This is a genomic window from Streptomyces sp. NPDC017529 (assembly GCF_044329785.1).
In the GTDB taxonomy this organism is placed as follows: domain Bacteria; phylum Actinomycetota; class Actinomycetes; order Streptomycetales; family Streptomycetaceae; genus Streptomyces.
In genome coordinates, this window is the sequence record NZ_JBIRJY010000002.1 from 136,297 (window position 1) to 158,827 (window position 22,531).

General features: G+C 72.7%; 18 protein-coding genes. 6 read left to right on the plus strand and 12 right to left on the minus strand.

Features of this window, described 5'->3' with window-relative positions; translation table 11 throughout:
- Nucleotides 1-165: 165 nt before the first annotated feature.
- The 3 genes from ACH4K4_RS04235 to bldG all read right to left on the minus strand — a co-directional run bounded on the left by ACH4K4_RS04235 (nucleotide 166) and on the right by bldG (nucleotide 4,411).
- A complete protein-coding gene (locus tag ACH4K4_RS04235; RefSeq protein WP_398164695.1) occupies nucleotides 166-2,562 on the minus strand; it encodes a sodium-translocating pyrophosphatase in 2,397 nt (798 codons plus the stop codon).
- Nucleotides 2,563-3,485: 923 nt separating this feature from the next.
- Nucleotides 3,486-3,959, minus strand: a complete 474-nt coding sequence (locus ACH4K4_RS04240) for an ATP-binding protein (protein WP_398164697.1) — start codon at nucleotides 3,957-3,959, stop codon at nucleotides 3,486-3,488.
- 110 nt (nucleotides 3,960-4,069) lie between these two features.
- On the minus strand, nucleotides 4,070-4,411 hold the full coding sequence (gene bldG / locus ACH4K4_RS04245) for an anti-sigma factor antagonist BldG (RefSeq protein ID WP_004571875.1): 342 nt from the start codon (nucleotides 4,409-4,411) through the stop codon (nucleotides 4,070-4,072).
- Between the two features lie 136 nt (nucleotides 4,412-4,547).
- Between bldG and ACH4K4_RS04250 the strand changes: the two genes are divergently transcribed.
- A complete protein-coding gene (locus ACH4K4_RS04250) occupies nucleotides 4,548-6,935 on the plus strand; it encodes a DEAD/DEAH box helicase (RefSeq protein ID WP_398164699.1) in 2,388 nt (795 codons plus the stop codon).
- A gap of 127 nt (nucleotides 6,936-7,062) precedes the next feature.
- Here the strand turns inward: ACH4K4_RS04250 and ACH4K4_RS04255 are convergent, their stop codons facing one another.
- From ACH4K4_RS04255 to ssd, 7 genes are all read right to left on the minus strand, one after another.
- A complete protein-coding gene (locus ACH4K4_RS04255; protein WP_398165396.1) occupies nucleotides 7,063-7,461 on the minus strand; it encodes an Rv3654c family TadE-like protein in 399 nt (132 codons plus the stop codon).
- Between the two features lie 34 nt (nucleotides 7,462-7,495).
- Nucleotides 7,496-7,885, minus strand: coding sequence for a TadE family type IV pilus minor pilin (locus tag ACH4K4_RS04260; RefSeq protein ID WP_398164700.1), 390 nt, complete (start codon nucleotides 7,883-7,885; stop codon nucleotides 7,496-7,498).
- Nucleotides 7,878-8,105, minus strand: a complete 228-nt coding sequence (locus ACH4K4_RS04265) for a DUF4244 domain-containing protein (protein ID WP_398164701.1) — start codon at nucleotides 8,103-8,105, stop codon at nucleotides 7,878-7,880. The genes ACH4K4_RS04260 and ACH4K4_RS04265 overlap by 8 nt, the downstream gene beginning before the upstream one ends.
- Before the next feature lie 51 nt (nucleotides 8,106-8,156).
- Nucleotides 8,157-8,966 carry a type II secretion system F family protein gene (locus ACH4K4_RS04270; RefSeq protein ID WP_398164702.1) on the minus strand — a complete coding sequence of 270 codons (810 nt, stop codon included), beginning with the start codon at nucleotides 8,964-8,966 and terminating at the stop codon, nucleotides 8,157-8,159.
- Nucleotides 8,956-9,873, minus strand: a complete 918-nt coding sequence (locus ACH4K4_RS04275; RefSeq protein WP_398164703.1) for a type II secretion system F family protein — start codon at nucleotides 9,871-9,873, stop codon at nucleotides 8,956-8,958. The genes ACH4K4_RS04270 and ACH4K4_RS04275 overlap by 11 nt, the downstream gene beginning before the upstream one ends.
- The gene (locus ACH4K4_RS04280) at nucleotides 9,866-11,014 is read right to left on the minus strand and encodes a TadA family conjugal transfer-associated ATPase (protein WP_398165398.1); all 1,149 of its coding nucleotides are present in this window, start codon (nucleotides 11,012-11,014) and stop codon (nucleotides 9,866-9,868) included. The genes ACH4K4_RS04275 and ACH4K4_RS04280 overlap by 8 nt, the downstream gene beginning before the upstream one ends.
- Nucleotides 11,015-11,115: 101 nt before the next feature.
- Nucleotides 11,116-12,291: a septum site-determining protein Ssd gene (ssd, locus tag ACH4K4_RS04285; RefSeq protein WP_398164704.1), complete on the minus strand. Its 1,176-nt coding sequence runs from the start codon at nucleotides 12,289-12,291 to the stop codon at nucleotides 11,116-11,118.
- Nucleotides 12,292-12,727: 436 nt separating this feature from the next.
- Between ssd and ACH4K4_RS04290 the strand changes: the two genes are divergently transcribed.
- Nucleotides 12,728-13,612, plus strand: a complete 885-nt coding sequence (locus tag ACH4K4_RS04290; protein WP_398164705.1) for an HAD family hydrolase — start codon at nucleotides 12,728-12,730, stop codon at nucleotides 13,610-13,612.
- A 339-nt stretch (nucleotides 13,613-13,951) separates the two neighbouring features.
- Here ACH4K4_RS04290 and ACH4K4_RS04295 read toward each other — a convergent pair whose 3' ends face one another.
- Entirely contained in the window at nucleotides 13,952-14,773 is an 822-nt protein-coding gene (locus ACH4K4_RS04295; RefSeq protein WP_398164707.1) for an oxidoreductase, read from the minus strand.
- Nucleotides 14,774-14,883: 110 nt separating this feature from the next.
- Between ACH4K4_RS04295 and ACH4K4_RS04300 the strand changes: the two genes are divergently transcribed.
- The gene (locus tag ACH4K4_RS04300) at nucleotides 14,884-15,870 is read left to right on the plus strand and encodes an ATP-binding protein (protein ID WP_398164709.1); all 987 of its coding nucleotides are present in this window, start codon (nucleotides 14,884-14,886) and stop codon (nucleotides 15,868-15,870) included.
- On the opposite strand, the gene ACH4K4_RS04305 is transcribed toward ACH4K4_RS04300, so the two are convergent.
- On the minus strand, nucleotides 15,871-17,160 hold the full coding sequence (locus tag ACH4K4_RS04305; protein ID WP_398164711.1) for a hypothetical protein: 1,290 nt from the start codon (nucleotides 17,158-17,160) through the stop codon (nucleotides 15,871-15,873).
- Nucleotides 17,161-17,487: 327 nt separating this feature from the next.
- Here ACH4K4_RS04305 and ACH4K4_RS04310 point away from each other — a divergent pair, with 327 nt between their 5' ends.
- The 3 genes from ACH4K4_RS04310 (at nucleotide 17,488) to acs (ending at nucleotide 22,362) form a co-directional block, all read left to right on the plus strand.
- The gene (locus ACH4K4_RS04310) at nucleotides 17,488-19,791 is read left to right on the plus strand and encodes a bifunctional SulP family inorganic anion transporter/carbonic anhydrase (protein ID WP_398164713.1); all 2,304 of its coding nucleotides are present in this window, start codon (nucleotides 17,488-17,490) and stop codon (nucleotides 19,789-19,791) included.
- Nucleotides 19,792-19,905: 114 nt separating this feature from the next.
- Nucleotides 19,906-20,037 (plus strand): lasso RiPP family leader peptide-containing protein, encoded by a 132-nt coding sequence (locus tag ACH4K4_RS04315; RefSeq protein ID WP_398164714.1) that lies wholly within the window; start codon nucleotides 19,906-19,908, stop codon nucleotides 20,035-20,037.
- A 360-nt stretch (nucleotides 20,038-20,397) separates the two neighbouring features.
- Complete coding sequence (gene acs / locus ACH4K4_RS04320; RefSeq protein WP_398164716.1) at nucleotides 20,398-22,362, plus strand: acetate--CoA ligase; 1,965 nt, start codon at nucleotides 20,398-20,400, stop codon at nucleotides 22,360-22,362.
- Nucleotides 22,363-22,531: the final 169 nt, after the last annotated feature.

Genomic DNA, 22,531 nt, shown 5'->3' on the forward strand with positions numbered 1-22,531 from the left:
CCGGGCCCCGGGCCCCCAACCGGGGGGGGGGGGCCCCTCCCCCCCGGTTTGGCCCCTTTGGCCCCCCCCCCCGGGCCCCCCCCCCCCGCGGGGGGGGGGGGGGGGGCGGCGCCCAAAACCCCCCCCCCCCCCCCCGCCCGTTGAGCGGCGCGGATGCTCCGCCCGTCAGGAGACCACCGCCGGGTCGACGGTCTGGGCCACCTTCCCCGAGTTGTTGTCTTCGTCACCCACCGCGATGCCGCGGCGCTTGGAGACGTACACCGCGCCGACGATGACCCCGATGGCCAGGACCGCGACCACGATCCGTACGCCGATGTTCTTGTCCGCGCCGTAGCTGAACTTCACGACGGCCGGCGCGATCAGCAGCGCCACCAGGTTCATGACCTTCAGCAGCGGGTTGATCGCGGGGCCCGCGGTGTCCTTGAACGGGTCGCCGACCGTGTCGCCGATGACGGTCGCGGCGTGCGCCTCGCTGCCCTTGCCGCCGTGATGGCCGTCCTCGACCAGCTTCTTGGCGTTGTCCCAGGCGCCCCCGGAGTTGGCGAGGAACACCGCCATCAGGGTGCCGGTGCCGATCGCGCCCGCCAGGAACGAGCCGAGCGCGCCGACACCGAGCGAGAAGCCGACGGCGATCGGTGTGAGCACCGCCAGCAGGCCGGGCGTGGCCAGCTCGCGCAGCGCGTCCTTGGTGCAGATGTCCACGACACGCCCGTACTCCGGCTGCTCCGTGTAGTCCATGATCCCGGGCTTCTCGCGGAACTGCCGGCGCACCTCGTAGACGACCGAGCCGGCCGACCGGGACACCGCGCTGATCGCCAGCCCCGAGAAGAGGAAGACGACCGAGGCGCCCAGCATCAGGCCCACCAGGTTGTTCGGCTGCGAGATGTCCAGGCTCAGGCCCATGCCCCGGGCGGCGTCCCCCACGTCCCGTACGGCCGTGGCGATGGCGTCGCGGTACGAGCCGAACAGCGCGGCCGCGGCCAGCACCGCCGTGGCGATGGCGATGCCCTTGGTGATGGCCTTGGTGGTGTTGCCGACGGCGTCGAGGTCGGTGAGGACCTGCGCGCCGTCGCCGGTGACGTCGCCGGACATCTCGGCGATGCCCTGCGCGTTGTCGGAGACCGGGCCGAAGGTGTCCATCGCGACGATGACGCCGACGGTGGTCAGCAGCCCGGTACCGGCCAGCGCCACCGCGAACAGGGCCAGCATGATGGACGCGCCGCCCAGCAGGAACGCCCCGTACACGGCCAGGCCGATCAGCACGGCGGAGTAGACAGCGGACTCCAGACCGATGGAGATCCCGGAGAGCACCACCGTCGCCGGGCCGGTCAGGGAGGTCTTGCCGATGTCGCGGACGGGCCGCCGGGTGGTCTCGGTGAAGTAGCCGGTGAGCTGCTGGATGAGCGCGGCCAGCACGATGCCGATGGCTACCGCCACCAGCGCCAGGATCCGCGGATCGCCGCTGCGGCCCAGGATGGCGGGGTCCGTGACGCCGGACAGGTCGGCGTACGAGGACGGCAGGTACGCGAAGACCGCGACCGCCACGAGGACCAGCGAGATGGCCGCGGAGATGAAGAAGCCGCGGTTGATGGCGGTCATGCCGCTGCGGTCGGAGCGCCGGGGCGCCACGACGAAGATGCCGACCATCGCCGTGAGCACGCCGATGGCCGGGACCAGCAGCGGGAAGGCCAGGCCCGAGTCGCCGAAGGCGGCCATGCCCAGGATCAGGGCGGCGACCAGCGTCACGGCGTACGACTCGAAGAGGTCGGCGGCCATGCCCGCGCAGTCGCCGACGTTGTCGCCCACGTTGTCCGCGATGGTCGCGGCGTTGCGCGGGTCGTCCTCGGGGATGCCCTTCTCGACCTTGCCGACGAGGTCGGCGCCGACGTCGGCGGCCTTGGTGAAGATGCCGCCGCCGACGCGCATGAACATCGCGATCAGCGCGGCGCCGAGGCCGAAGCCCTCCAGGACCTTGGGCGCGTCGACCGCGTAGACGAGCACCACACAGGACGCGCCCAGCAGGCCGAGCCCCACGGTGAACATGCCGACGACGCCACCCGTACGGAAAGCGATCTTCATGGCCCGGTGCGAAACGGCCGTGAGATCCTTTTTCGCTTCGCCCTCGGCCGGCGTGGCTTCCCTGGCGGCGGCAGCGACGCGCACATTGCTGCGCACCGCCAGCCACATCCCGATATAGCCGGTGGCGGCCGAGAAACCGGCGCCGATCAAGAAGAAGACGCTGCGCCCGGCGCGCTGCGTCCAGTTGTCCGCGGGTAGCAGCATGAGCAGGAAGAACACCACGACGGCGAAAACGCCGAGGGTGCGCAACTGCCGCGCGAGATAGGCATTCGCGCCTTCCTGCACGGCAGCGGCGATCTTCTTCATGCTGTCGGTGCCCTCACCGGCCGCGAGCACTTGACGCACCAGCACCGCCGCGACGGCCAGCGCCGCGAGCGCCACCACGGCGATCACCAGCACGATGCCGCGGTTTCCCGACGTCAGCGATGGCTCGGCCAGGTATGAGGGGTGTTCCAGCAACTGAGGGGTGTAAGGCCCCGCCATTCGTCCTCCTTGACGTTTGGCACATGGGCGCGCGGATGCACGCTCAGGCGTCCTGAGCAAAGGTGTGGACGGATTGTAGGTAGCGGCACCGGATCAAAACAGTGCGCCTCAAAGGGAATTCGCCGGTGACGGCCGAGATCGTTCGAAGCACGGGCGGAGATCGGACAGAGATCAGGCGAAGAAGCGGCGAAGATCGAAAATCGAGCGGCCGGAGAAGCCTCGCCGCAATTCGCCTGGACGAATGAATGTGAATAATTAGCTGACAACTGAGTGATGATCTCAGTGTCTTACCTAACGCCGCTGCTCAACGGAGCCGCGGGAGGTGCGGTGACGGGCCGGCGGGAGCGCCGGGCGGCCGGGGACGCGCGGGGACGTACGCGTGCGCTCGTCCGGTCGGCGGGGCGCCGGCGGCATGGAGGGCGCTCTCCCCGGGGCGGCGCGCGGGCGGCGGGCGACCGTCGGCCCGGACGCGCGGCACCGCCACGGAAGTACGCAGTCCGGTACGGGTGCGCGCGCTCCCCGAGCACGGCGGCGGACCGTACGACCCGTACGGCCGAGTGGGCGTACCGATCTGGCCTGAAGAACGGGGTGCGCGCAGAGACGGGCACATCCGGGCGACCGGCTACGTGCGGCGGCCGCGGGCGCGGGAAAGAGTCGGGGCGCGTACCGCCGAATGGTGGGGGTGCCGCCGGGTGAGGTGACGTAGCCGGCGGGCGGCGGGGCTGGCGGTGGGCGGCGGGGCCGTGGTGGCGCGGCTTCGCGGTGGCGCGGCTTCGTACGCTTCGTACGGTCGCGCGGCCCGGGTGATTCGGTCAGGGAACCCGGTAGGGCGGTCGGGCCTCGTACGGTGGCGCAGGGGCCTTCTACGGCGGTGTCAGGGCTTCCCGCGCGCTACGGAAGCGCGACGCGGGCCCGGGTGCCCGCTACGGAAGCACCGGCGCCGTCACCGTCGGCCAGCTCATGCGGATGACGCCGCCGCTCTCGCCCGAGGTCACCTCGACGTCGTCGACGAGCCCGCTGATGACCGCCAGGCCCATCTCGTCGTCGCCCTCCGCCCCGTCGCCGTTCTCCGAGGCGGGCGCGCCGGGCAGCGGCTCGCCGTCGATGCCGCGGACGCCGGGCACGGCCGCGGCGCCGGCCGGGCTGCCCGGGACCTCGTCGCCCACCTCGATGGAGAACTTCTTCTCGTCCTCCACCAGGGCGACCCGTACGGGCGCCGCGATGTTGTTGGTGCGGTGCAGGCCCACCGCGCGGGTGCACGCCTCGCCGACGGCGAGCCGAACCTCGTCCAACACGGCCTCGTCCACACCGGCCCGCCGCGCCACGGCGGCCGCGACCAGGCGCGCGGTCCGGACGTGCTCGGGAAGGGCGCTGAAACGGAGCTCGACGGTGGCCATGCCATCCCCCTCGGTATGCGGGCGTGCAACGCAGGGGGCCGGACCGCCAAGCCCGGTGCCCCCCCACTGCTTCCTGCCCCGCGCCCTCGGCACGGGGCCCCGGAAAACCGTCAGTCGGTGGCTGCGACGGCTTCGTCGACCGAGGTGTGAATCGGGAACACCTTGGTCAGTCCGGTGATACGGAAGATCTTCAAAATGCGCTCCTGGTTGCAGACCAGGCGCAGCGAGCCCTCATGGGCCCGCACCCGCTTGAGCCCGCCGACCAGAACGCCGAGCCCCGTGGAGTCCAGGAAGTCGACACGCTCCATGTCCACCACGAGGTGGTAGCTTCCGTCGTTCACGAGCTCGACCAGCTGCTCACGCAGCTTGGGCGCGGTGTATACATCAATCTCGCCACCGACCTCGACGACCGTACGGTCGCCAACGGTCCGGGTCGACAGGGACAGGTCCACGGATCCTCCAGCACCTTGCTATCGAGCGGTCGCCCCCCATGGATCGGCAGCCGCGATGGCATTCAATCACTTACCAGCAGGCGTGCACGACGCCTTGTGAGCATTGTCCGTCACACCGGTGACACACTCGGTGCCGATGGCCTCCAATCAGCTGCCCCCGGACGCGGGCATCAGCCCCTCCCCACGCACGGTCCTGGACCGTCTCACCCAGGGGGCGTCCCGCGCTACGCGCATCACTCATACGGAGCACTTGCCCCCGCGCATCGGCAGCCATGCGGAATGGCCCGCACGGATCCGTCCGGAGGTGATCGACGCCATCCGCGCCGCCGGGATCGAGCGCCCGTGGGAGCATCAGGCCCGTACGGCCGAGCACGCGTTGCGCGGCGAGTCGGTCGTCATCGCCACCGGCACGGCCTCGGGAAAGTCGCTCGCCTACCTGGCGCCGGTACTCTCCGGGCTGCTGGACGGATCGGAGGCGCCGAACGGCCGCGGCGCCACCGCCCTGTACCTCGCGCCCACCAAAGCGCTCGCCGCCGACCAGCGGCGCGCCGTGCGCGAACTCGCCGCGCCGCTCGGTACCGCGGTCCGGCCCGCCGTGTACGACGGCGACACGCCGGTCGAAGAACGCGAATGGGTGCGCCAGTACGGCAACTACGTCCTGACCAACCCCGACATGCTGCACCTGGGCATCCTCCCGGCCCACCCCCGCTGGTCCTCCTTCCTGCGCGCCCTGCGCTACGTCGTCATCGACGAGTGCCACGCCTACCGCGGCGTCTTCGGCTCGCATGTGTCCCAGGTCATACGCCGCCTCCGGCGTGTCTGCGCCCGGTACGGCTCCGAGCCGGTGTTCCTGCTGGCCTCGGCCACCGCCGCCGAGCCGGCGCAGGCGGCCGAACGCCTCACCGGGCTGCCCGTGGCACAGATCACGGAGGACACCTCGCCACGCGGCGAACTGGTCTTCGCCCTCTGGGAACCGCCACTGACGGACCTGCACGGCGAGCAGGGCGCCCCCGTCCGCCGCACCGCCACCGCCGAGACCGCCGACCTGCTCACCGACCTCGCCCTCCAGGACGTACGCACCGTCGCCTTCGTACGGTCCCGGCGCGGCGCCGAGCTGATCGCCCTCATCGCGCAGGAACGGCTCGGAGCGGCCGACCGCGCGCTGGCTCACCGGGTGGCCGCCTACCGGGGCGGCTACCTGCCCGAGGAGCGGCGGGCGCTGGAGCGCGCGCTGCACACCGGCGACCTGCTCGGCCTGGCCGCGACCACGGCCCTGGAGCTGGGCGTGGACGTCTCGGGGCTCGACGCGGTGCTGATCGCCGGCTATCCGGGCACCCGCGCCTCCCTGTGGCAGCAGGCCGGGCGCGCGGGGCGCTCCGGGCAGGGCGCGCTCGCCGTCCTCGTCGCCCGCGACGACCCTCTGGACACCTATCTCGTCCACCACCCGGAGGCGCTCTTCGACCAACCCGTCGAATCCACCGTCCTGGACCCGGACAACCCGTACGTCCTCGCCCCGCACCTGTGCGCGGCAGCCGCGGAACTCCCGCTCACCGAAGACGACTTCGCCCTCTTCGGCCCGGCCGCGCCCGGTCTGCTCCCCTCCCTGGAGGCCCGCAAGCTCCTGCGCCGCCGGGCCAAGGCCTGGCACTGGACGCGCCGCGAACGGGCCGCCGACCTCGCCGACATCCGCGGGCAGGGCGGCTCCCCCGTACAGGTCGTGGAGGCCGGTACGGGCCGCCTCCTGGGCACGGTGGACGCGGGCGCCGCGCACACCACCGTCCACGACGGCGCCGTCCACCTCCACCAGGGCCGTACATACCTGGTCGAGCACCTGGACCTGGAGGACGACGTGGCCCTCGTCGCGGAGGCGAACCCGCCGTATTCGACCACCGCCCGCGACACCACCGCCATCTCCATCCTGGAGACCGAGACCGAGATCGCCTGGGGCGACGCCCGCCTGTGCTTCGGCTCGGTGGAGGTGACCAACCAGGTCGTCTCCTACCTGCGCCGGCGGCTCATCACGGGCGAGGTGCTGGGCGAGACCAAGCTCGACCTGCCGCCCCGTACGCTGCGCACCAGGGCCGTGTGGTGGACGGTCACCGAGGACCAGCTCGACGCGGCCCGGGTCAACCCCGAGCAACTGGGCGGCGCCCTGCACGCCGCGGAGCACGCCTCCATCGGCCTGCTGCCGCTGTTCGCCACCTGCGACCGCTGGGACATCGGCGGCGTCTCCCTGCCCCTGCACCCCGACACCCTCCTTCCGACCGTGTTCGTGTACGACGGCCACCCGGGCGGCGCGGGCTTCGCCGAACGTGCCTTCCACACCGCCCCCGCCTGGCTCGCCGCCACCCGCAAGGCCATCGCCTCCTGCGAGTGCGAGGCCGGCTGCCCGTCCTGCATCCAGTCCCCCAAGTGCGGCAACGGCAACGACCCGCTCCACAAGCGAGGCGCGGTCCGCCTCCTGACCGAACTCCTCAGGTCGGCGCCGCGACCGGCCTCTCCTGGCACGGAAGACGCCACCTGAGCACCCGGGTGCGTCCCTTACTCCTCATCCGCCTCCAAGACCATCAACGAGCCCCGGCTGCCCGCCCGGACCGCGTGCGGTACGCCCGCCGGCAGCGCGGCCGCGGTCCCCAGTACGTCGATCACGGTCATGGCACGCCTCCCGGTGGTCGACCGTTCGGTAAAGGCTTCCGAGCCGGGGCCAAGGCCTGTGCCGAGGCCCCTGCCGGGGTGGGTGCCGAGGCGGGTATCGCCCTGGCAGGTACGGCCGTCGGCGGTCCCGCGCGGGCGCGGATGTCCGAGCTGAAGGGGCCGGTACGAGCCCGGGCCGTGACGTCGGCGACGTCCCCGCGCACAGCGCAGCGCACCAGCCGGACGCCTTGGGCCGCCGCCACCCTGCGGGCGTCACCGCAGGCGGCCGGCGCGCCGTGGACCGCCCTGCCCGCCGCGGCCAACGCCGCCAAGTCCGCCGCGGACGCCGCCCGGTGCCGAGCGATCACCGCCTGCGCCATGGCGATCACCACCGCGAACACGGTGCACAGCGCCATCGCCGCGAGCACCGCCCACACCGTGGCCGAGCCCTCATCGCCCCACCGTTTCCTCCGCAAGAGCCGCCGCCTCCCCTCTGAGCCCCAACGTCAGCGGTCCGACGCCCGGCGACGCCGCGTCGACCCGTACGCGGACCAGGTCGCCGTCCCGCGTCAGTGCCACCCGCGCACCGCGCGGCGCCGCACTACGGGCCACCGCGTCGACCGCCCCCGGCGTCTCCTGCCGGGCCGCCGCGCGCGCTCCGGCCCGCGCGGCGTCCACGCACTGGATCTGCGCGCAAGCGACCATCACTCCCCACAGCAGCATTCCCGTGATCACCACGAGGACCGGGATGACCAAGGCCGCCTCCGCCGTCACGTAACCCGCGTCGCCGGACTCGTCGCGAGGCCCTGCGCAGGCCCCGTCGCGCTCTTCGTCAGACATGGACGCCGAGCGCCTTTCCGATCACCGAGCGCAGCGCCGATTCCATCGCGCCGCTCGTCAGCACCTTGTAGAGCAGGGCGGCGGCCGCGCACGCCGCGAGCGTCCCCAAGGCGTACTCCGCCGTGGTCATGCCCTGGTCCGGTCCAGCCTTGCCGCGGGCCGCCGCGATCCGGCTCCGAACAGCCGTACCGGCTCGCTCCAACCACCTTCGTACGAACATCACTTCCCCCTGTCGATTCGTCCGCTTGGTTCACTTGCTCCGGTTCGTGCGTCAGTTGTGTGCCATGAGCCCCTCGGCCAGGCCGATCAGGACCGGGATCACGCCGAGCACCAGGAAGGCGGGAAGGAAGCACGCGGCGAGCGGCAGCGTGACCAACACGCCCGCCCGGTGCGCCCGTTCGGCCGCCGAGCGGGCCGACTCGGCGCGCAGCCCCGCGGCGATCCGCGACACCCCGTCCACGGCCGGGACCCCCGATATGCAGGCCCGCTCCATGCAGCGGGCCAGCCCCTGCGCACCGGGCAGTGAGCCGAACCGCCGCCACGACACCGCGGGCTCGCCGCCCAGCCGGAGCTCGGCGGCCACGTGTTGCAACCGCTCACCGACCACCCCTCCGAAGGAGCGCCCCACGGCCTCGGCGGACTCACGCGGCCCGGCGCCCGCCGCGAGGCAGGCCGCCAGGAGGTCCGCGGCCGGTGCCAGTGCCGCACGCAGGCCCGCCTCGGCCGTCCGCCGCGCCGTCCGGTCCCTGGTGTGGCGCTGCCATCGCCCGGCCCCGTACGCCACGGCGAGTCCCAGTACGGCACCGGCCGCTCCGCCGACGAGAATGGTCACGACCACCGCCACCGCCGCTGCCCCTGCCCACTCCCGAACCACTTCGGCCCAGCGTTTTCGCCATCTCTCCGGCACCGGGCGCCGGATGTCGCGGCCCTCTTCGGCAGCCGACAACGCCCGCGCCCGTCGCCGCGCGGCCCGTACGCCGTGTGCTTCCCGCAGGGACGAGACCGCGCAGGCCCCGGCGGTCAGGACGGGGAAAACAATCCCCAGGGTGTGGATAACTTTTTGGACGCTTTCAGCGGCCATGGCCCACCTCGCCGACCGCCGCGGACGGGTGCGTACGCGGCTGCTCCCCGGCCGCTCTGATGATGCGAGCCGTCCAGGCGATACCGCCCCACTCCAGAAGGCCGCCGATCAACAAGCACGCCCACCCGGCGGGCGTATGCAGCAGCACTCGCAACGGGTCGGCACCCAGCGCGCTGCCCATCACCAGGCCGCCCACAGGCAGCAGTGCGAGCATCAGGGCCGTCGCTCGCGGGCCCGCCAAGTGAGCCTGTAAATCCTCGCGTTGGTCACGCTGCGCCCGTAGAGCCGTCGCGATGCGCTCCAGCCCGGCGGCCAGCCCCGCGCCGCCTTCCACGGCGACCTGCCAGCACGCCGCCACGCCCGCCAGCCCTTCCGCGCCCGGCAACCGCGCCGCCGCCCGCAGGGCCTGCGGCACATCCCCGCCGAGCCGCGCCGCAGCCGCCACTGCCGCACCCGCCCCGCCGAGGCCCGGTGCCCCGGCCGCCACGAGCGCCTGGCCCGGCTGACGACCGGCCCGCAACTCGGCCGCCACCGCCTCGCACAGCTCGATCACCGCCGCACTCCGGCGGTCCCGCTCCCGCACCCGCTCGCGGGACCCGAGCCACCGCCGGACCAGGAACATGGCGACCACCGCGGCGAGCACCGGCAGCACCGATCTCCCCAACACGCCCAGGCCGACCCCGGCCGGCAGGCACCACACCTCCCGTGGAAAGCGGAGCAGCCTACGCGCGGCGCTCGCCGCACCCGCCACCTTCCTCGGCCCCGCCCGGCCCTCGTTCGCGAACAGCACGCGCGCCCGCCGCACGCCGTCGCACCGCCCACCGGACAGCCAGGCCGCCGCCCCCGCGCACAGCACGGCCGCACACACCGGCACCGAGCCGACCGCCGTCGCACCGACGTCACTCATCGCCTGCCCTCCCCCGCTCGCACAGCCGCGCCAACCGCTGGTGGCCGGGCGCCTCTTGAAATCCGTCCGGCCCCCACACAGCGGCCGGTACGGTCACCACGAACCCGTCCCGGTCCCGCTCCAGGACATCCACCCGCGCGAGCCGCCGCCGGCCCGTCCTGTCCCGTACGAGGTGCAGGACCACCGACAGCGCGGCCGCCAGCTGGCTGTGCAGCGCGGCCCGGTCGAGCCCCGCTGCCGACCCGAGGGCCTCCAGCCGCGCCGGGACGTCGCACGGGGAGTTCGCGTGGACGGTCCCGCAGCCGCCCTCATGGCCGGTGTTCAGCGCCGCCAGCAGGTCGGTGACCTCGGCGCCGCGCACCTCGCCGACCACCAGCCGGTCCGGCCGCATCCGCAGCGCCTGCCGCACCAGGTCCCGCAGGGTGACGCGACCGGTGCCCTCCTGGTTCGCCGGCCGCGTCTCCAGACGCACCACATGGGGGTGGTCCGGCCGCAGCTCCGCCGAGTCCTCGGCCAGTACGAGCCGTTCGGCGGGGCTCACCAGGCCGAGCAGCGTACTCAGCAGGGTGGTCTTGCCGGAGCCCGTGCCGCCGCTGATCAGGAAGGAGAGCCGGGCGTCCAGGACGGCCCGCAGGAGCCGGTCGCCACCGGGCGGCACCGTGCCCGCCGCGGCCAGTTCGGCCAGGGTGAAGGCGCGGGGCCGCGGCACCCGCAGCGACAGGCAGGTGCCCGCGACCGCCACCGGCGGCAGCACGGCGTGCAGGCGCGTCCCGTCGGGCAGCCGGGCGTCCACCCAGGGCCGGGCGTCGTCCAGCCGCCGCCCGGCCACCGAGGCGAGCCGCTGCGCGAGGCGGCGCACCGCGGCCTCGTCGGCGAAGCGCACGGCCGTCCGCTCCAGTCCGCAGCCGCGGTCGACCCACACCTCGTCCGGCGCGGTGACCAGTACGTCCGTCACCTCGGGTGCGGTGACGAGCGGTTCGAGCGGGCCGCTGCCGACCATTTCCGAGCGCAGGGCCGCCACGACGCCCAGCACCTCGGCGTCACCGAGCAGGCGTCCTTCGGCGCGCAGCGCCATCGCGACCCGCGCGGGCGTCGGCTCCGCGCCCGCCAGCGCCAGCCGCTCGCGCACCGCCTCCAACAGGGCGGTACCGATACCCGGGCCCGTGCGGAGACCGGGTTCCGTGAGGCGGAGGCCGGATTCCGCAAGGGGGCCAGGACTCGTGTCGAGAACCGGATCCCACCTCATACGCCCCCACCCCCCGTGGCTTGGCCAAGCCCCGCCCCGCCACCCGTCATCTGCTCGTCGCGCGGCAGGACCCGCTCCCAGAAGGCCGTGCCGAAGTGCCGCAACGGGCCCCGGGGGTCGCCTCCAGGGGGCGCGCCCCGGGCCAGTCCGTCGGGGAGGCCGGATTCCCAGGCGAGTTCGCCCGCCAGGGGGAGCCCCAGCAATCGGGCGATGTCGTCGGGCGCCGGCTCCGCGGCCCTTCCGACGGCCGGGTCGGGCCCGCCGCGCGCCACCACCCGCAGGTCCGGCAGCACCGCTTGGACGCCCGCCGCCACCCGCCGGGCCGCCGCGACCGCGCGCAGTTCGGCGGGGACGACCAGCAGCCCGAGGTCGACCTGCGCGAGGGCCTCCGCCACGGCCTCGTCCAGCCGCCGCGGCAGGTCGACCACCACGGCACCGCCCCGTCTGCGCGCCGCCGCGACGACCGCCCGCACCGCCTGCGGCGGGATCGCCACGCAATCACCGCGGTCCCAGCTCAGTACGCGCAAGGAGTGCAGCCGCGGCAGCGATTCCTCCAGGGCGCCGCCGGCCACCCGGCCCCGCGACTCGGCGAAGGCGGGCCAGCGCAGGCCCTCCTCCTTCTCGCCGCCCAGCAGGACGTCGAGGCCGCCGCCCAGCGGGTCCGCGTCGACCAGGATCGTCCGCCGGCCGGCGCGGGCCGCCGTCACGGCCAGGGCGCAGGCGAGGGTGCTCGCGCCGGCGCCGCCGCTGCCGCCGATCACCCCCACCGTCACGGCCGCGGGCCCGACGCCCTCCACCGCGTCGGCGATCCGGTCCACCAGCCAGCTCTCGCCGTCGGGCAGCACCAGCACCCGTTCCGCGCCCACGGCGACGGCCAGCTCCCACAGGCGGCGGTCGTCCGCGCTGCGGCCGACGAGCACCACTCCGCCGCGACGGCCGGCCCCGCACAGCCAGGGAGCGCAGTCGGCCCCGACGATCACCAGCGGGGCCGCCGCCCAGCCCCGGCCCCGGCCGCGGGCGGAGCCGCCGTACGCCACTTCCGGTGTCGCACCGGCCGCCGCGCACAGTCTCAGAAGGTCGTCCAGGAGAACGTCGTCCTCTGTGACGATCAATGGCCCGCCGGTCCGTTCACCGGTCGCGGGCGGCTGATCGGAAGTCATGCGTCCGGCCACGTTCCGTCTCCCTATCGCTACACAACTCACACATCCGCGAACTCGCGGAGTTTCACCGTGCAGCGATCCGGAAAATCCCGTGGATCTTGGTCCAAAACTGTGGACAACTCAATGGCTGTGAATATCCCAGTCACCTATACCGGCGACCTTGGGGACTTCCTTAGAGCAGCGCTACGGCTACCCTGCGTAACCTGTAACGGGCGTCAGCAAGCCGGGGACGTACGGCGAAGGGGAAGCGGCTGATCCGCCTCGGACGGCCAAAAACGCGTCCGGACATGCGACGACCCCCGCCGGGGGGGAGAGCGGGGGTCGTCCCCACGGCCGACTCGGGGGGGGAGGAGTCGGACCGGGTTAGCACGGTCGCGAACGATCCGTGACTTCCATGGTGTACCCGAGAGCCTTCTCAGGCAAACCCACGCGCCACACCTTACGCCGAATGGTGGGCGCCTATGCTCGCCTCGTGGAAAACCACTCCGTGCCCCACTCGGCGACTCACTCGACACCCCGGACAGCCGCGTTCTTCGACCTGGACAAGACAGTCATTGCTAAGTCGAGCACGCTGACCTTCAGCAAGTCGTTCTACCAAGGCGGCCTGATCAATCGCCGCGCCGTACTGCGCACCGCCTACGCCCAGTTCGTGTTCCTCGCCGGCGGCGCCGACCACGACCAGATGGAGCGGATGCGTGAATACCTGTCGGCCCTCTGCCGGGGCTGGGACGTGGCCCAGGTCCGGGAGATCGTCGCGGAAACCCTCCACGAGCTCATCGACCCGCTCATCTACGACGAGGCCGCCTCGCTCATCGAGGAGCACCACACCGCGGGCCGCGACGTGGTGATCGTCTCCACCTCGGGCGCCGAGGTGGTCGAGCCGATCGGCCAACTGCTCGGCGCCGACCGCGTGGTGGCCACCCGTATGGTCGTCGGCGAGGACGGCCGCTTCACCGGCGAGGTGGAGTACTACGCCTACGGGCCGACCAAGGCCCAGGCGGTCAGGGAACTCGCCGCCTCGGAGGGCTACGACCTCTCGCGCTGCTACGCCTACAGCGATTCGGCGACCGATGTCCCGATGCTCGAAAGCGTCGGCCATCCCTACGCCGTCAATCCGGACCGCGCGCTGCGCCGCGAGGCCGCGAACCGGGGCTGGCCGGTGCTCTCCTTCACCCGGCCGGTGCAGCTCAAGCAGCGGCTGCCATCCCTGAGCATGCCGTCGCGGCCGGTGCTCGCCACCGTGGCCGCGGTGGGCGCGGCCGCCGCCACCGCGGGCCTCGTCTGGTACGCGAGCCGGCGCCGCCCGGCTTTTGCCCGTATCACCCGCGTTTGAAACGAAAAGTAAAGAACTGTGGCGAGGGGTTCCGCTTACCCCTCGCCAGGAGTACAAAGGAATTAACGGCCCGCGAGACCGAGGACATCCGAGAGGAAGACCTTCTACGCATCAAGGCCCCACGGACCGAAGCACGGAAGCCGGGCACCCACGCGACGCCGACCCGTCGATTACGGGCCAGCCGCACCAGGTAACGGACCAAGTTCTCCGACCTGATCGGCACATACGGAGCACGCTTGGTAACCCGACGGACGTGCCAGCGGCGGTACCGGGAAGTTTCGGTACCGCCGCAACCCTTTGCCCGGAGCGCCTCCAGGTGCCCCCGTCAGGGCGACTCCGTCACGCCGCCCCGCGCTGCAGCGCCTCGCATACCGCCGTGCTCTCCCGCGCCCCCAGCTCGACCGCCCGGCCGCAGTGCGCGATCCAGGCCGCCACGCCCTCCGGCGTGCCGGACACGTAGCCCTCCAGAGCCGCCACGTATGCGGCCCGGTCCTGCTCCGCGTAACCGACCTCCGCCGGACAGACCGACTTCGGGTCCAGCCCGCTGCCGACCAGCACGATGCGCTCCGCCGCGCGCGCGACCAGCCCGTTGTACGAGCCGAAGGGCCGCAGCGCCAGCAGTTCGCCGTGCACCACCGCGGCCACCACCAGCGCAGGCGCCTCGCTGCCCGCCAGCAGCAGCCGCGCCAGCCCGTCCAGGCGTCCGGCGACCTCGTCCGCATCCGGCAGCGCCAGCTCGACCAGGGGCTCGTCGACCGGCTCGCCCGCCAGCCGCGGCCGCCCCACCGCCTCCTGCGGCGCGCCACCGCTCGCCGCCACCAGGTGCAGCCGGGCCAGCACCCGCAGCGGCGACTGCCGCCACACGCTCAGCAGCTGGCCGGCCTCGGCGGTCAGGCGCAGGGCCGCCCCGACCGTCCGGGGCTCGCCCTCCACACCGAAGTCGGTCCGCCGCCGCACCTCCTCCAGCGCCCAGTCGGCACCGGACAGCGCCGCGGAAGCGCGCGCTCCGCGCAGCGCGGCCTCGGAGGTGATCTCGTTGCTGCGCCGCCGCATGATCCGGTGCCCGTAGACCCGGTCCACGCTCTTGCGTACGGAGTCCACGGAGTCGGCGACGCCCGGGAGCGAGGCCAGGGTCGCGAGCGGATCGGCTGTCGTACTCATGGGTACGACCCTACGCACCCCGGGCACCGCAAGGCCGAACCGCTCGAAGGAGTGGTCTTCTTCACCCGCGGCTCTCACCCAAAGCAACCCGGCGATTACTGTTCGTGAACATGAAGATCGCTTTCGTGGGCAAGGGCGGCAGTGGGAAGACCACGCTGTCCTCGCTGTTCATCCGCCACCTCGCCACCGCCCGCGTCCCCGTGGTCGCGGTGGACGCCGACATCAACCAGCACTTGGCCACCGCCCTCGGCATGGACGAGACGGAGGCCGCCGGGCTGCCGGCGCTCGGCGCCCGGCTGCCGCTGGTCAAGGACTACCTGCGCGGCACCAACCCGCGCATCGCCTCCGCCGAGACGATGATCAAGACGACGCCGCCCGGCGAGGGCTCACGGCTGCTGCGGGTCGTCGAGGAGAACCCCGTGTACACGGCGTGCGCCCGCCCCGTGCACCTGGAGGGCGAGACGGTGCGTCTGATGGCGACCGGCCCGTTCGCCGAGTCGGACCTCGGCGTGGCCTGCTACCACTCCAAGGTCGGCGCGGTGGAGCTGTGCCTGAACCACCTCGTGGACGGCCGCGAGGAGTACGTCGTCGTCGACATGACGGCGGGCTCGGACTCGTTCGCCTCCGGGATGTTCACCCGCTTCGACATGACCTTCCTGGTCGCCGAGCCGACCCGTAAGGGCGTCGCGGTCTACCGCCAGTACAGGGACTACGCGCGGGACTACGGCATCACCCTCAAGGTCGTCGGCAACAAGGTGCAGGGGCCGGACGACGCCGACTTCCTGGCCGCCGAGGTGGGCGAGGACCTGCTGCTGACGGTCGGGGACTCGGCGTGGGTGCGGGCCATGGAGAAGGGCCGGCCGCCCCGCTTCGACCTGTTGGAAGCCGACAACCGGCAAGCGCTCAAGGAACTGCACGCCGCCGCTGACGAAACGTACGAGCAGCGCGACTGGGAGCGGTACACCCGCCAGATGGTGCACTTCCACCTGAAGAACGCGGAGAGCTGGGCGAACGCGAAGACGGGCGCCGACCTGGCGGCCCAGGTCGACCCCGCCTTCGTGCTCGCGGAGGCCGCAGGGGCCCCGCAGACCGTATGACTACTCCGCGCCCTGCCGCACGGGCTCGGCCGGGCTGGCCGAACCGCCGGGAGCGCCCGGTGCGCCGGGCCTGCTCGACGGCGTGGCCAGATAGCCGCCCCAGCCGCCCTTCGGCGCCCCGCCCACCGGCAGCGCGCGCAGCTTCTCCAGGACGCGTGGGTCCTGCGCGTCGAGCCAGTCGGCCAGTTGTTTGAACGTCACACAGCGCACGCCCTCGCGGGGGCAGATCGTCTTGATGGCGTCCTCGACAGCACGCATGTAGGTGCCGCCGTTCCAGGACTCGAAGTGGTTGCCGACGACGAGCGGCGCCCGGTTGCCCTTCTCGGCCCGGTCGAACGCGGCGACGAGACCGTCGCGCATCTGCTTGCCCCAGGCGGCGTGCATCGCCGGGTCGCCCTTGGTGGTGCCGGACTGGTTGGCGAGGAAGTTGTAGTCCATCGACAGCGTCTCGAAGGCACGGCCCGGCACCGGGATCTGCTGGAGGGGGAAGTCCCAGACGCCGTCGATCTGCTTGGGCCACAGCTGCCGGCCGCCGACGGAGCTGGAGTCGTAGCGGAAGCCCATCGCCTTGGCGGCCGGGATCAGGTTGCGCTGGCCTTCGAGGCAGGGGGCGCGGCCGCCGACGAGTTCCTTGCTGTAGTCGAAGGGCAGCGGCTTCTCCGACTTCAGGCCCGTGTGGGTCTTCCAGTTCTTCACGAAGGACTCGGCCTGCTGGATCTCGCTCTTCCACTCCTCGGGCGACCAGGTGCCCACCCCGCCGTTGGCGCCGCAGAAGTGGCCGTTGAAGTGCGTGCCGATCTCGTTGCCGTCCATCCAGGCGCCGCGGATCTGCTCCACGGTGTCGCGGACGCCTCTGACGTCGTTGAACCCGATGTCGGAGGCGCCCTGGTTGTGCTTGGGCGGGTTGTACGCCTCCTTCTTGCTGCCCGGGAGCAGGTAGACGCCGCTCAGGAAGTACGTCATGCGGGCGTTGTACTTCTTGCCGACCGCCCGGAAGTGGGAGAACAGCTTCTGGCTGTCCTCGCCTGCGCCGTCCCAGGAGAAGACGACGAACTGCGGGGGCCGCTCGCCGGGTCTCAGGCGTACGGCCTTCGGCTGCATCGGCTGGGCCCCCGTGTACGCGGTCGAGCCGTCGCCGATGAGCTTGGCCTGCTGTGCGGTGCGCTGCGGCGCCGCTTGGCGCCCACCGGCGCCGGCCGGCCCGTCCCCGTCAGCCCCGGCACAGCCGGCGACCGCCGCCAGCGCCGTCGCCGTGACGATCCCGGCCGTGACCTTCGATGCGGCTGCCATCAGCCACCTCACTCCTTGAACTGCGAACCTGCGGAACGGAAATCGAAAAAGCTGATAAACCGCTTACAAATTCGCATACGCCAAGAAATGGGTACGAAAGGACAAGCGACCCGACGCGATGTTCACCCGAAGGGTGGAACGATTGGGCCGAATGCCCGAAAAGACTTCTCTCTTCATTTACGCGTCATTACGCTTCATTTACCGATGCTTGAGAGTCACTGATCCGTCACCGACCGTGACGGCGATCGGCCGGCTCGCGTCCCGCCGCAGTACACCGCCGCCCACGCTCGCGCCCCGCGCGAGCGCGCCGCCCCGGAGGAGACGGGAATGTCGCAGCTCCAGAAGCCGCCAGGCCCACCGGCCCCACCCGCAGCACCAAGCACACCGGACCAGGCCCGCCCGCCGTGCGGCTCCGGGGCCGGGGCCTGGCGCGGGGACCTGTCCGCGTCGGTCGTCGTCTTCCTGATCGCCGTACCGCTCTCGCTCGGCCTCGCCCTCGCCACCGGCGCGCCCCTCCAGGCCGGCCTGGTCGCCGCGGCCGTCGGCGGCATCGTGGCCGGGCTGCTCGGCGGCGCGCCCCTCCAGGTCAGCGGCGCCGCGACGGGCCTCCTCGTGGTCACGGCCGAGCTGGTGCAGCGCTACGGATGGCGGGCCACCTGCGCCGTGACGGTCCTCGCGGGCGCGCTACAGCTCCTGCTCGGCGCCGTACGGGTCGCCCGCGCCGCGCTCGCCGTCAGCCCCGCGATCGTGCACGGCATGCTCGCGGGCATCGGCGTCACGATCGCCCTCGGCCAGCTCCACGTGGTGCTCGGCGGCAGCCCCGACAGCTCGGCGGTCGACAACCTCGCCGCGCTGCCCGGCCAGTTGGCGCACCCGCACGGCGCCGCCCTGCTCATCGGCGCCGTCACGGTCGCGGTGCTCGCCTGCTGGCGGCGGCTTCCCGGGCGCGCCGGGCGGCTGCTGCGTACGGTCCCGGCCCCGCTGGCCGCCGTGGCGGCGGCCACCGCGGCCGGCGCGGCCCTGCCGGTGCCGCGCGTCGCACTGCCCGACTGGGCGCCGCAGGCCCTGCCCGCCCTCCCGGACGCGCCGGCCCTGGCGCTCGTCGCGGCCGTCCTGACCGTCACCCTCGTAGCCGCCATGGAGTCGCTCCTGTCGGCCGTCGCGGTCGACCGCCTCGCCTCGGACCGGGGCGGTTCGCGCCCCCGCATCGACCTGAACCGCGAACTGGCGGGCCAGGGCGTCGCCAACATGGTGTCCGGGCTGCTGGGCGGCCTGCCGGTGGCCGGCGGCGCGATGCGGGGCTCGGCGAACGTACAGGCGGGCGCGGTGAGCCGGCGGGCCACCGTGCTGCACGGCGTGTGGGTGGTCCTCTGCGCCGGCCTCCTCGCCACCGCCCTGGAGCTCATCCCGCTGGCCGCGCTCGCCGCCCTGGTCATGGCCGTCGGCGTACGGATGGTGAGCTTCGCGCACATCAAGCACGTCCAGCGGCACCGCGAGTTCCCGGTGTACGCGGTCGCCCTGGGCGGCGTGGTGCTCTTCGGCGTCCTCCAGGGCGTGGCCCTCGGGATCGGGGTCGCGGTCTTCCTGTCGCTGCGGCGGCTGACCCACACCCGGGTCACGGTCGGCACCGAGAACGGCCGCCACAGGGTGTGCGTCAACGGGCAGTTGACATTCCTCGCGGTACCGAGGCTGACCCGCGCCCTCGCCCAGGTGCCGGCCGGCGCGGACGCCGTCGTGGAGCTGGGCGGCTCGTTCATGGACCACGCCGCGTACGAGGCCCTGCGGGCCTGGTCGGACGCGCACCGAGCGGGCGGCGGCTGGGTGACGCTCGGCGGACGCTCCGGCCGCCCGATCGCGGAGCCGGCGAGCGCCCACTCCTGCCGCCCGTGGACCCCGTGGCGCAACCACCACTGCACCCGCCCGCCCCAGGAGGCAGCGGCGGCCCCGCAGTCCAGCGGCAACCAACTCCTCGGCGGCGTCACCGCGTTCCAGCGCCACACGGCCCCGCTCGTACGAGAAGAGCTGGCACGCCTCGCCCACGAAGGCCAGCGGCCCACCCAACTCTTCCTGACCTGCGCCGACTCCCGCCTCGTCACCAGCATGATCACCTCCAGCGGCCCCGGCGACCTGTTCACCGTCCGCAACGTCGGCAACCTGATGCCGCCCCCCGGCACGGACGCCGCCTGCGACTCGGTGGGCGCCGCCATCGAGTACGCCGTAGAAGTCCTGAAGGTCGGCTCACTGACCGTCTGCGGGCATTCGGGGTGCGGCGCGATGCAGGCGCTGCTCGGCTCCGGCCACGAGCCGGGCGCGCAGACACCGCTCGCACGCTGGCTGCGGCACGGCCGCCCGAGCCTGGCACGGATGCAGCGGATCGGCCGGCTGGGCCGGGGCGAAGTGGCGCTTGCCGACCGCCCGGTCGCCGACGACGTGGAACGGCTCGCGCTCGTCAACGTCGTCCAGCAGCTCGACCACCTCATGTCCTACCCGTGCGTCGCCCGCCGCGTCGCCGAGGGCGCGCTCACGCTGCACGGCATGTACTTCCACGTAGCCGAGGCCCAGGCATACGTACTGGACCGGACCACGGGCCGCTTCTACGCGGTACGCCCGGAGGCGGCGGTGAGCGCGTAGCGCGCCCGCGCACCACTCGACCATCCCAAAGAGTGAGTGGGGCGCGCCTCGCTGACGGGCATACAGACGGCGAGCGCAGTGCGCGCACCCATCACGCAAAGAAGGAGCCTCCCCATGCAGGAGCCCCTGGAGGAGACCGAGTACGAAACCCCCGAACTGGCCGAAGCAGGCGGCTTCGCCGTCCTGACCCAGGGCCACGCCGGCATCTACTGGGACGGCTATTCGGGGTTCTTCGGCTCGCCTTGACGCGGTCCCGGCCCGGCAAGCTCCACCCGCCGACTCCGCGGCCACCGCGTCCCCATCTCGAATGAACAACGCGGCGATCAGCGTCATCGCGACCGCAAGCCGGGCCATCAGGGCCACGTAGGAGCAGGCCGGGCAGCCCCGGTCGGGGCGCGACACGCCCGGCCCCGCCGTCCCCCGGCGTCAGTTCGCGCTGTCCCCGTCACCCCCTTCGCCCGCCCATGGCCCCAGCCGTAAACGGTGCTTGACCTGCACATCAGGACAGGTCTACACCAATTTTGCCCGGCAACCCTTGTCAGGCCGGGTGGTGGGCTGATGAGCTATGGCCGGGACACATCGCACGCCCTGGGATTGGGAGATGACGTGAGCAACGAAAGCCTGGCCAACCTGCTCAAGGAGGAACGGCGGTTCGCTCCGCCCGCCGAGCTGGCCGCGAACGCCAACGTCACCGCCGAGGCGTACGAGCGGGCCGCGGCGGACCGGTTGGGGTTCTGGGCGGACCAGGCCAAGCGGCTGGACTGGGCGACCGAGCCCACCGAGACGCTCGACTGGTCCAATCCGCCGTTCGCCAAATGGTTCGCCGACGGCAAGCTCAACGTCGCGTACAACTGCGTGGACCGCCACGTGGAGAACGGGCTCGGCGACCGGGTCGCCATCCACTTCGAGGGCGAGCCCGGCGACACGCGCGCCATCACCTACGCCGAGTTGCAGCGCGAGGTCTCCCAGGCCGCCAACGCGCTGACCGAGCTGGGCGTCACGGCCGGCGACCGGGTCGCGATCTACCTGCCGATGATCCCCGAGGCCGTCGTCGCCATGCTGGCCTGCGCCCGGCTGGGAGCGCCGCACTCGGTCGTCTTCGGCGGCTTCTCCGCGGACGCGCTGGCGACCCGCATCAACGACGCGGACGCCCGCGTGGTGATCACCGCGGACGGCGGCTACCGGCGCGGCAAGCCCTCCGCCCTCAAGCCCGCCGTCGACGAGGCGCTGACCAGGCCCGGTACGGAGAACGTGCGCAGTGTGCTGGTCGTACGCCGTACCGGCCAGGAGGACGTGGCCTGGACCGAGGGCCGCGACGTGTGGTGGCACGAGATCGTCGGGCGGCAGGACGAGACGCACACCCCCGAGGCGTTCGACGCGGAGCACCCGCTGTTCATCCTCTACACCTCCGGCACCACCGGTAAGCCCAAGGGCATCCTGCACACCACCGGCGGCTACCTCACCCAGGTGGCGTACACCCACCACGCCGTCTTCGACCTCAAGCCGGAGACCGACGTCTACTGGTGCACCGCCGACATCGGCTGGGTGACCGGCCACTCGTACATCACCTACGGGCCGCTGGCCAACGGCGCGACCGAGGTGCTCTACGAGGGCACGCCCGACTCCCCGCACCAGGGCCGCTGGTGGGAGATCGTGCAGAAGTACGGCGTCACGGTCCTCTACACCGCGCCGACCGCGATCCGCGCCTGCATGAAGTGGGGCGACGACATCCCCGCGAAGTACGACCTGTCCTCCCTGCGGGTCCTCGGTTCGGTGGGCGAGCCCATCAACCCCGAGGCGTGGATGTGGTACCGCAAGCACATCGGCGCCGACCGGGCCCCGATCGTCGACACGTGGTGGCAGACGGAGACCGGCGGCATGATGCTCAGCCCGCTGCCCGGGGTCACGGAGACCAAGCCCGGCTCGGCGCAGCGCCCGCTGCCCGGCATCGCGGCGACAGTGGTGGACGACGAGGCCCGCGAGGTCCCGGACGGTGGCGGCGGCTACCTGGTGCTGACCGAGCCGTGGCCGTCGATGCTGCGCACGATCTGGGGCGACGACCAGCGTTACCTGGAGACGTACTGGTCCCGCTTCGAGGGCAAGTACTTCGCGGGTGACGGCGCGAAGAAGGACGGGGACGGCGACATCTGGCTGCTGGGCCGGGTGGACGACGTGATGCTGGTGTCCGGCCACAACATCTCCACCACCGAGGTCGAGTCCGCGCTGGTCTCGCACCCGAAGGTCGCCGAGGCCGCGGTCGTCGGCGCCGCCGACCCGCAGACCACCCAGGCGATCTGCGCGTTCGTCATCCTGCGCGGTGGTGCGGCGGAGGACGAGGGGCTGGTGGAGGAGCTGCGTGCGCACGTCGCCAAGCAGCTGGGCCCGATCGCCAAGCCCAAGCGGATCATGCCGGTCGCCGAGCTGCCGAAGACCCGCTCCGGCAAGATCATGCGCCGGCTGCTGCGCGATGTCGCCGAGAACCGCGACCTGGGCGATGTGACGACCCTGACGGACGCCACCGTCATGGGTCTCATCCAGTCGAAGCTGCCCGCCGCTCCGAGTGAGGACTGAGGGAAGAGGGAACTTTCACGAGGCTCGGCGCGCGCTCGGCCAGAGCGCGTCCGGCGGTCGTCCCCAGGCACCGCGCGCTCGAACGCATGTGCCGATGACTGACCGTTGACCAGAGGGGCACCCGTCCGCAGACCGGCCGGGTGCCCCTTCGCCCTGTTCCGGGCGTCCC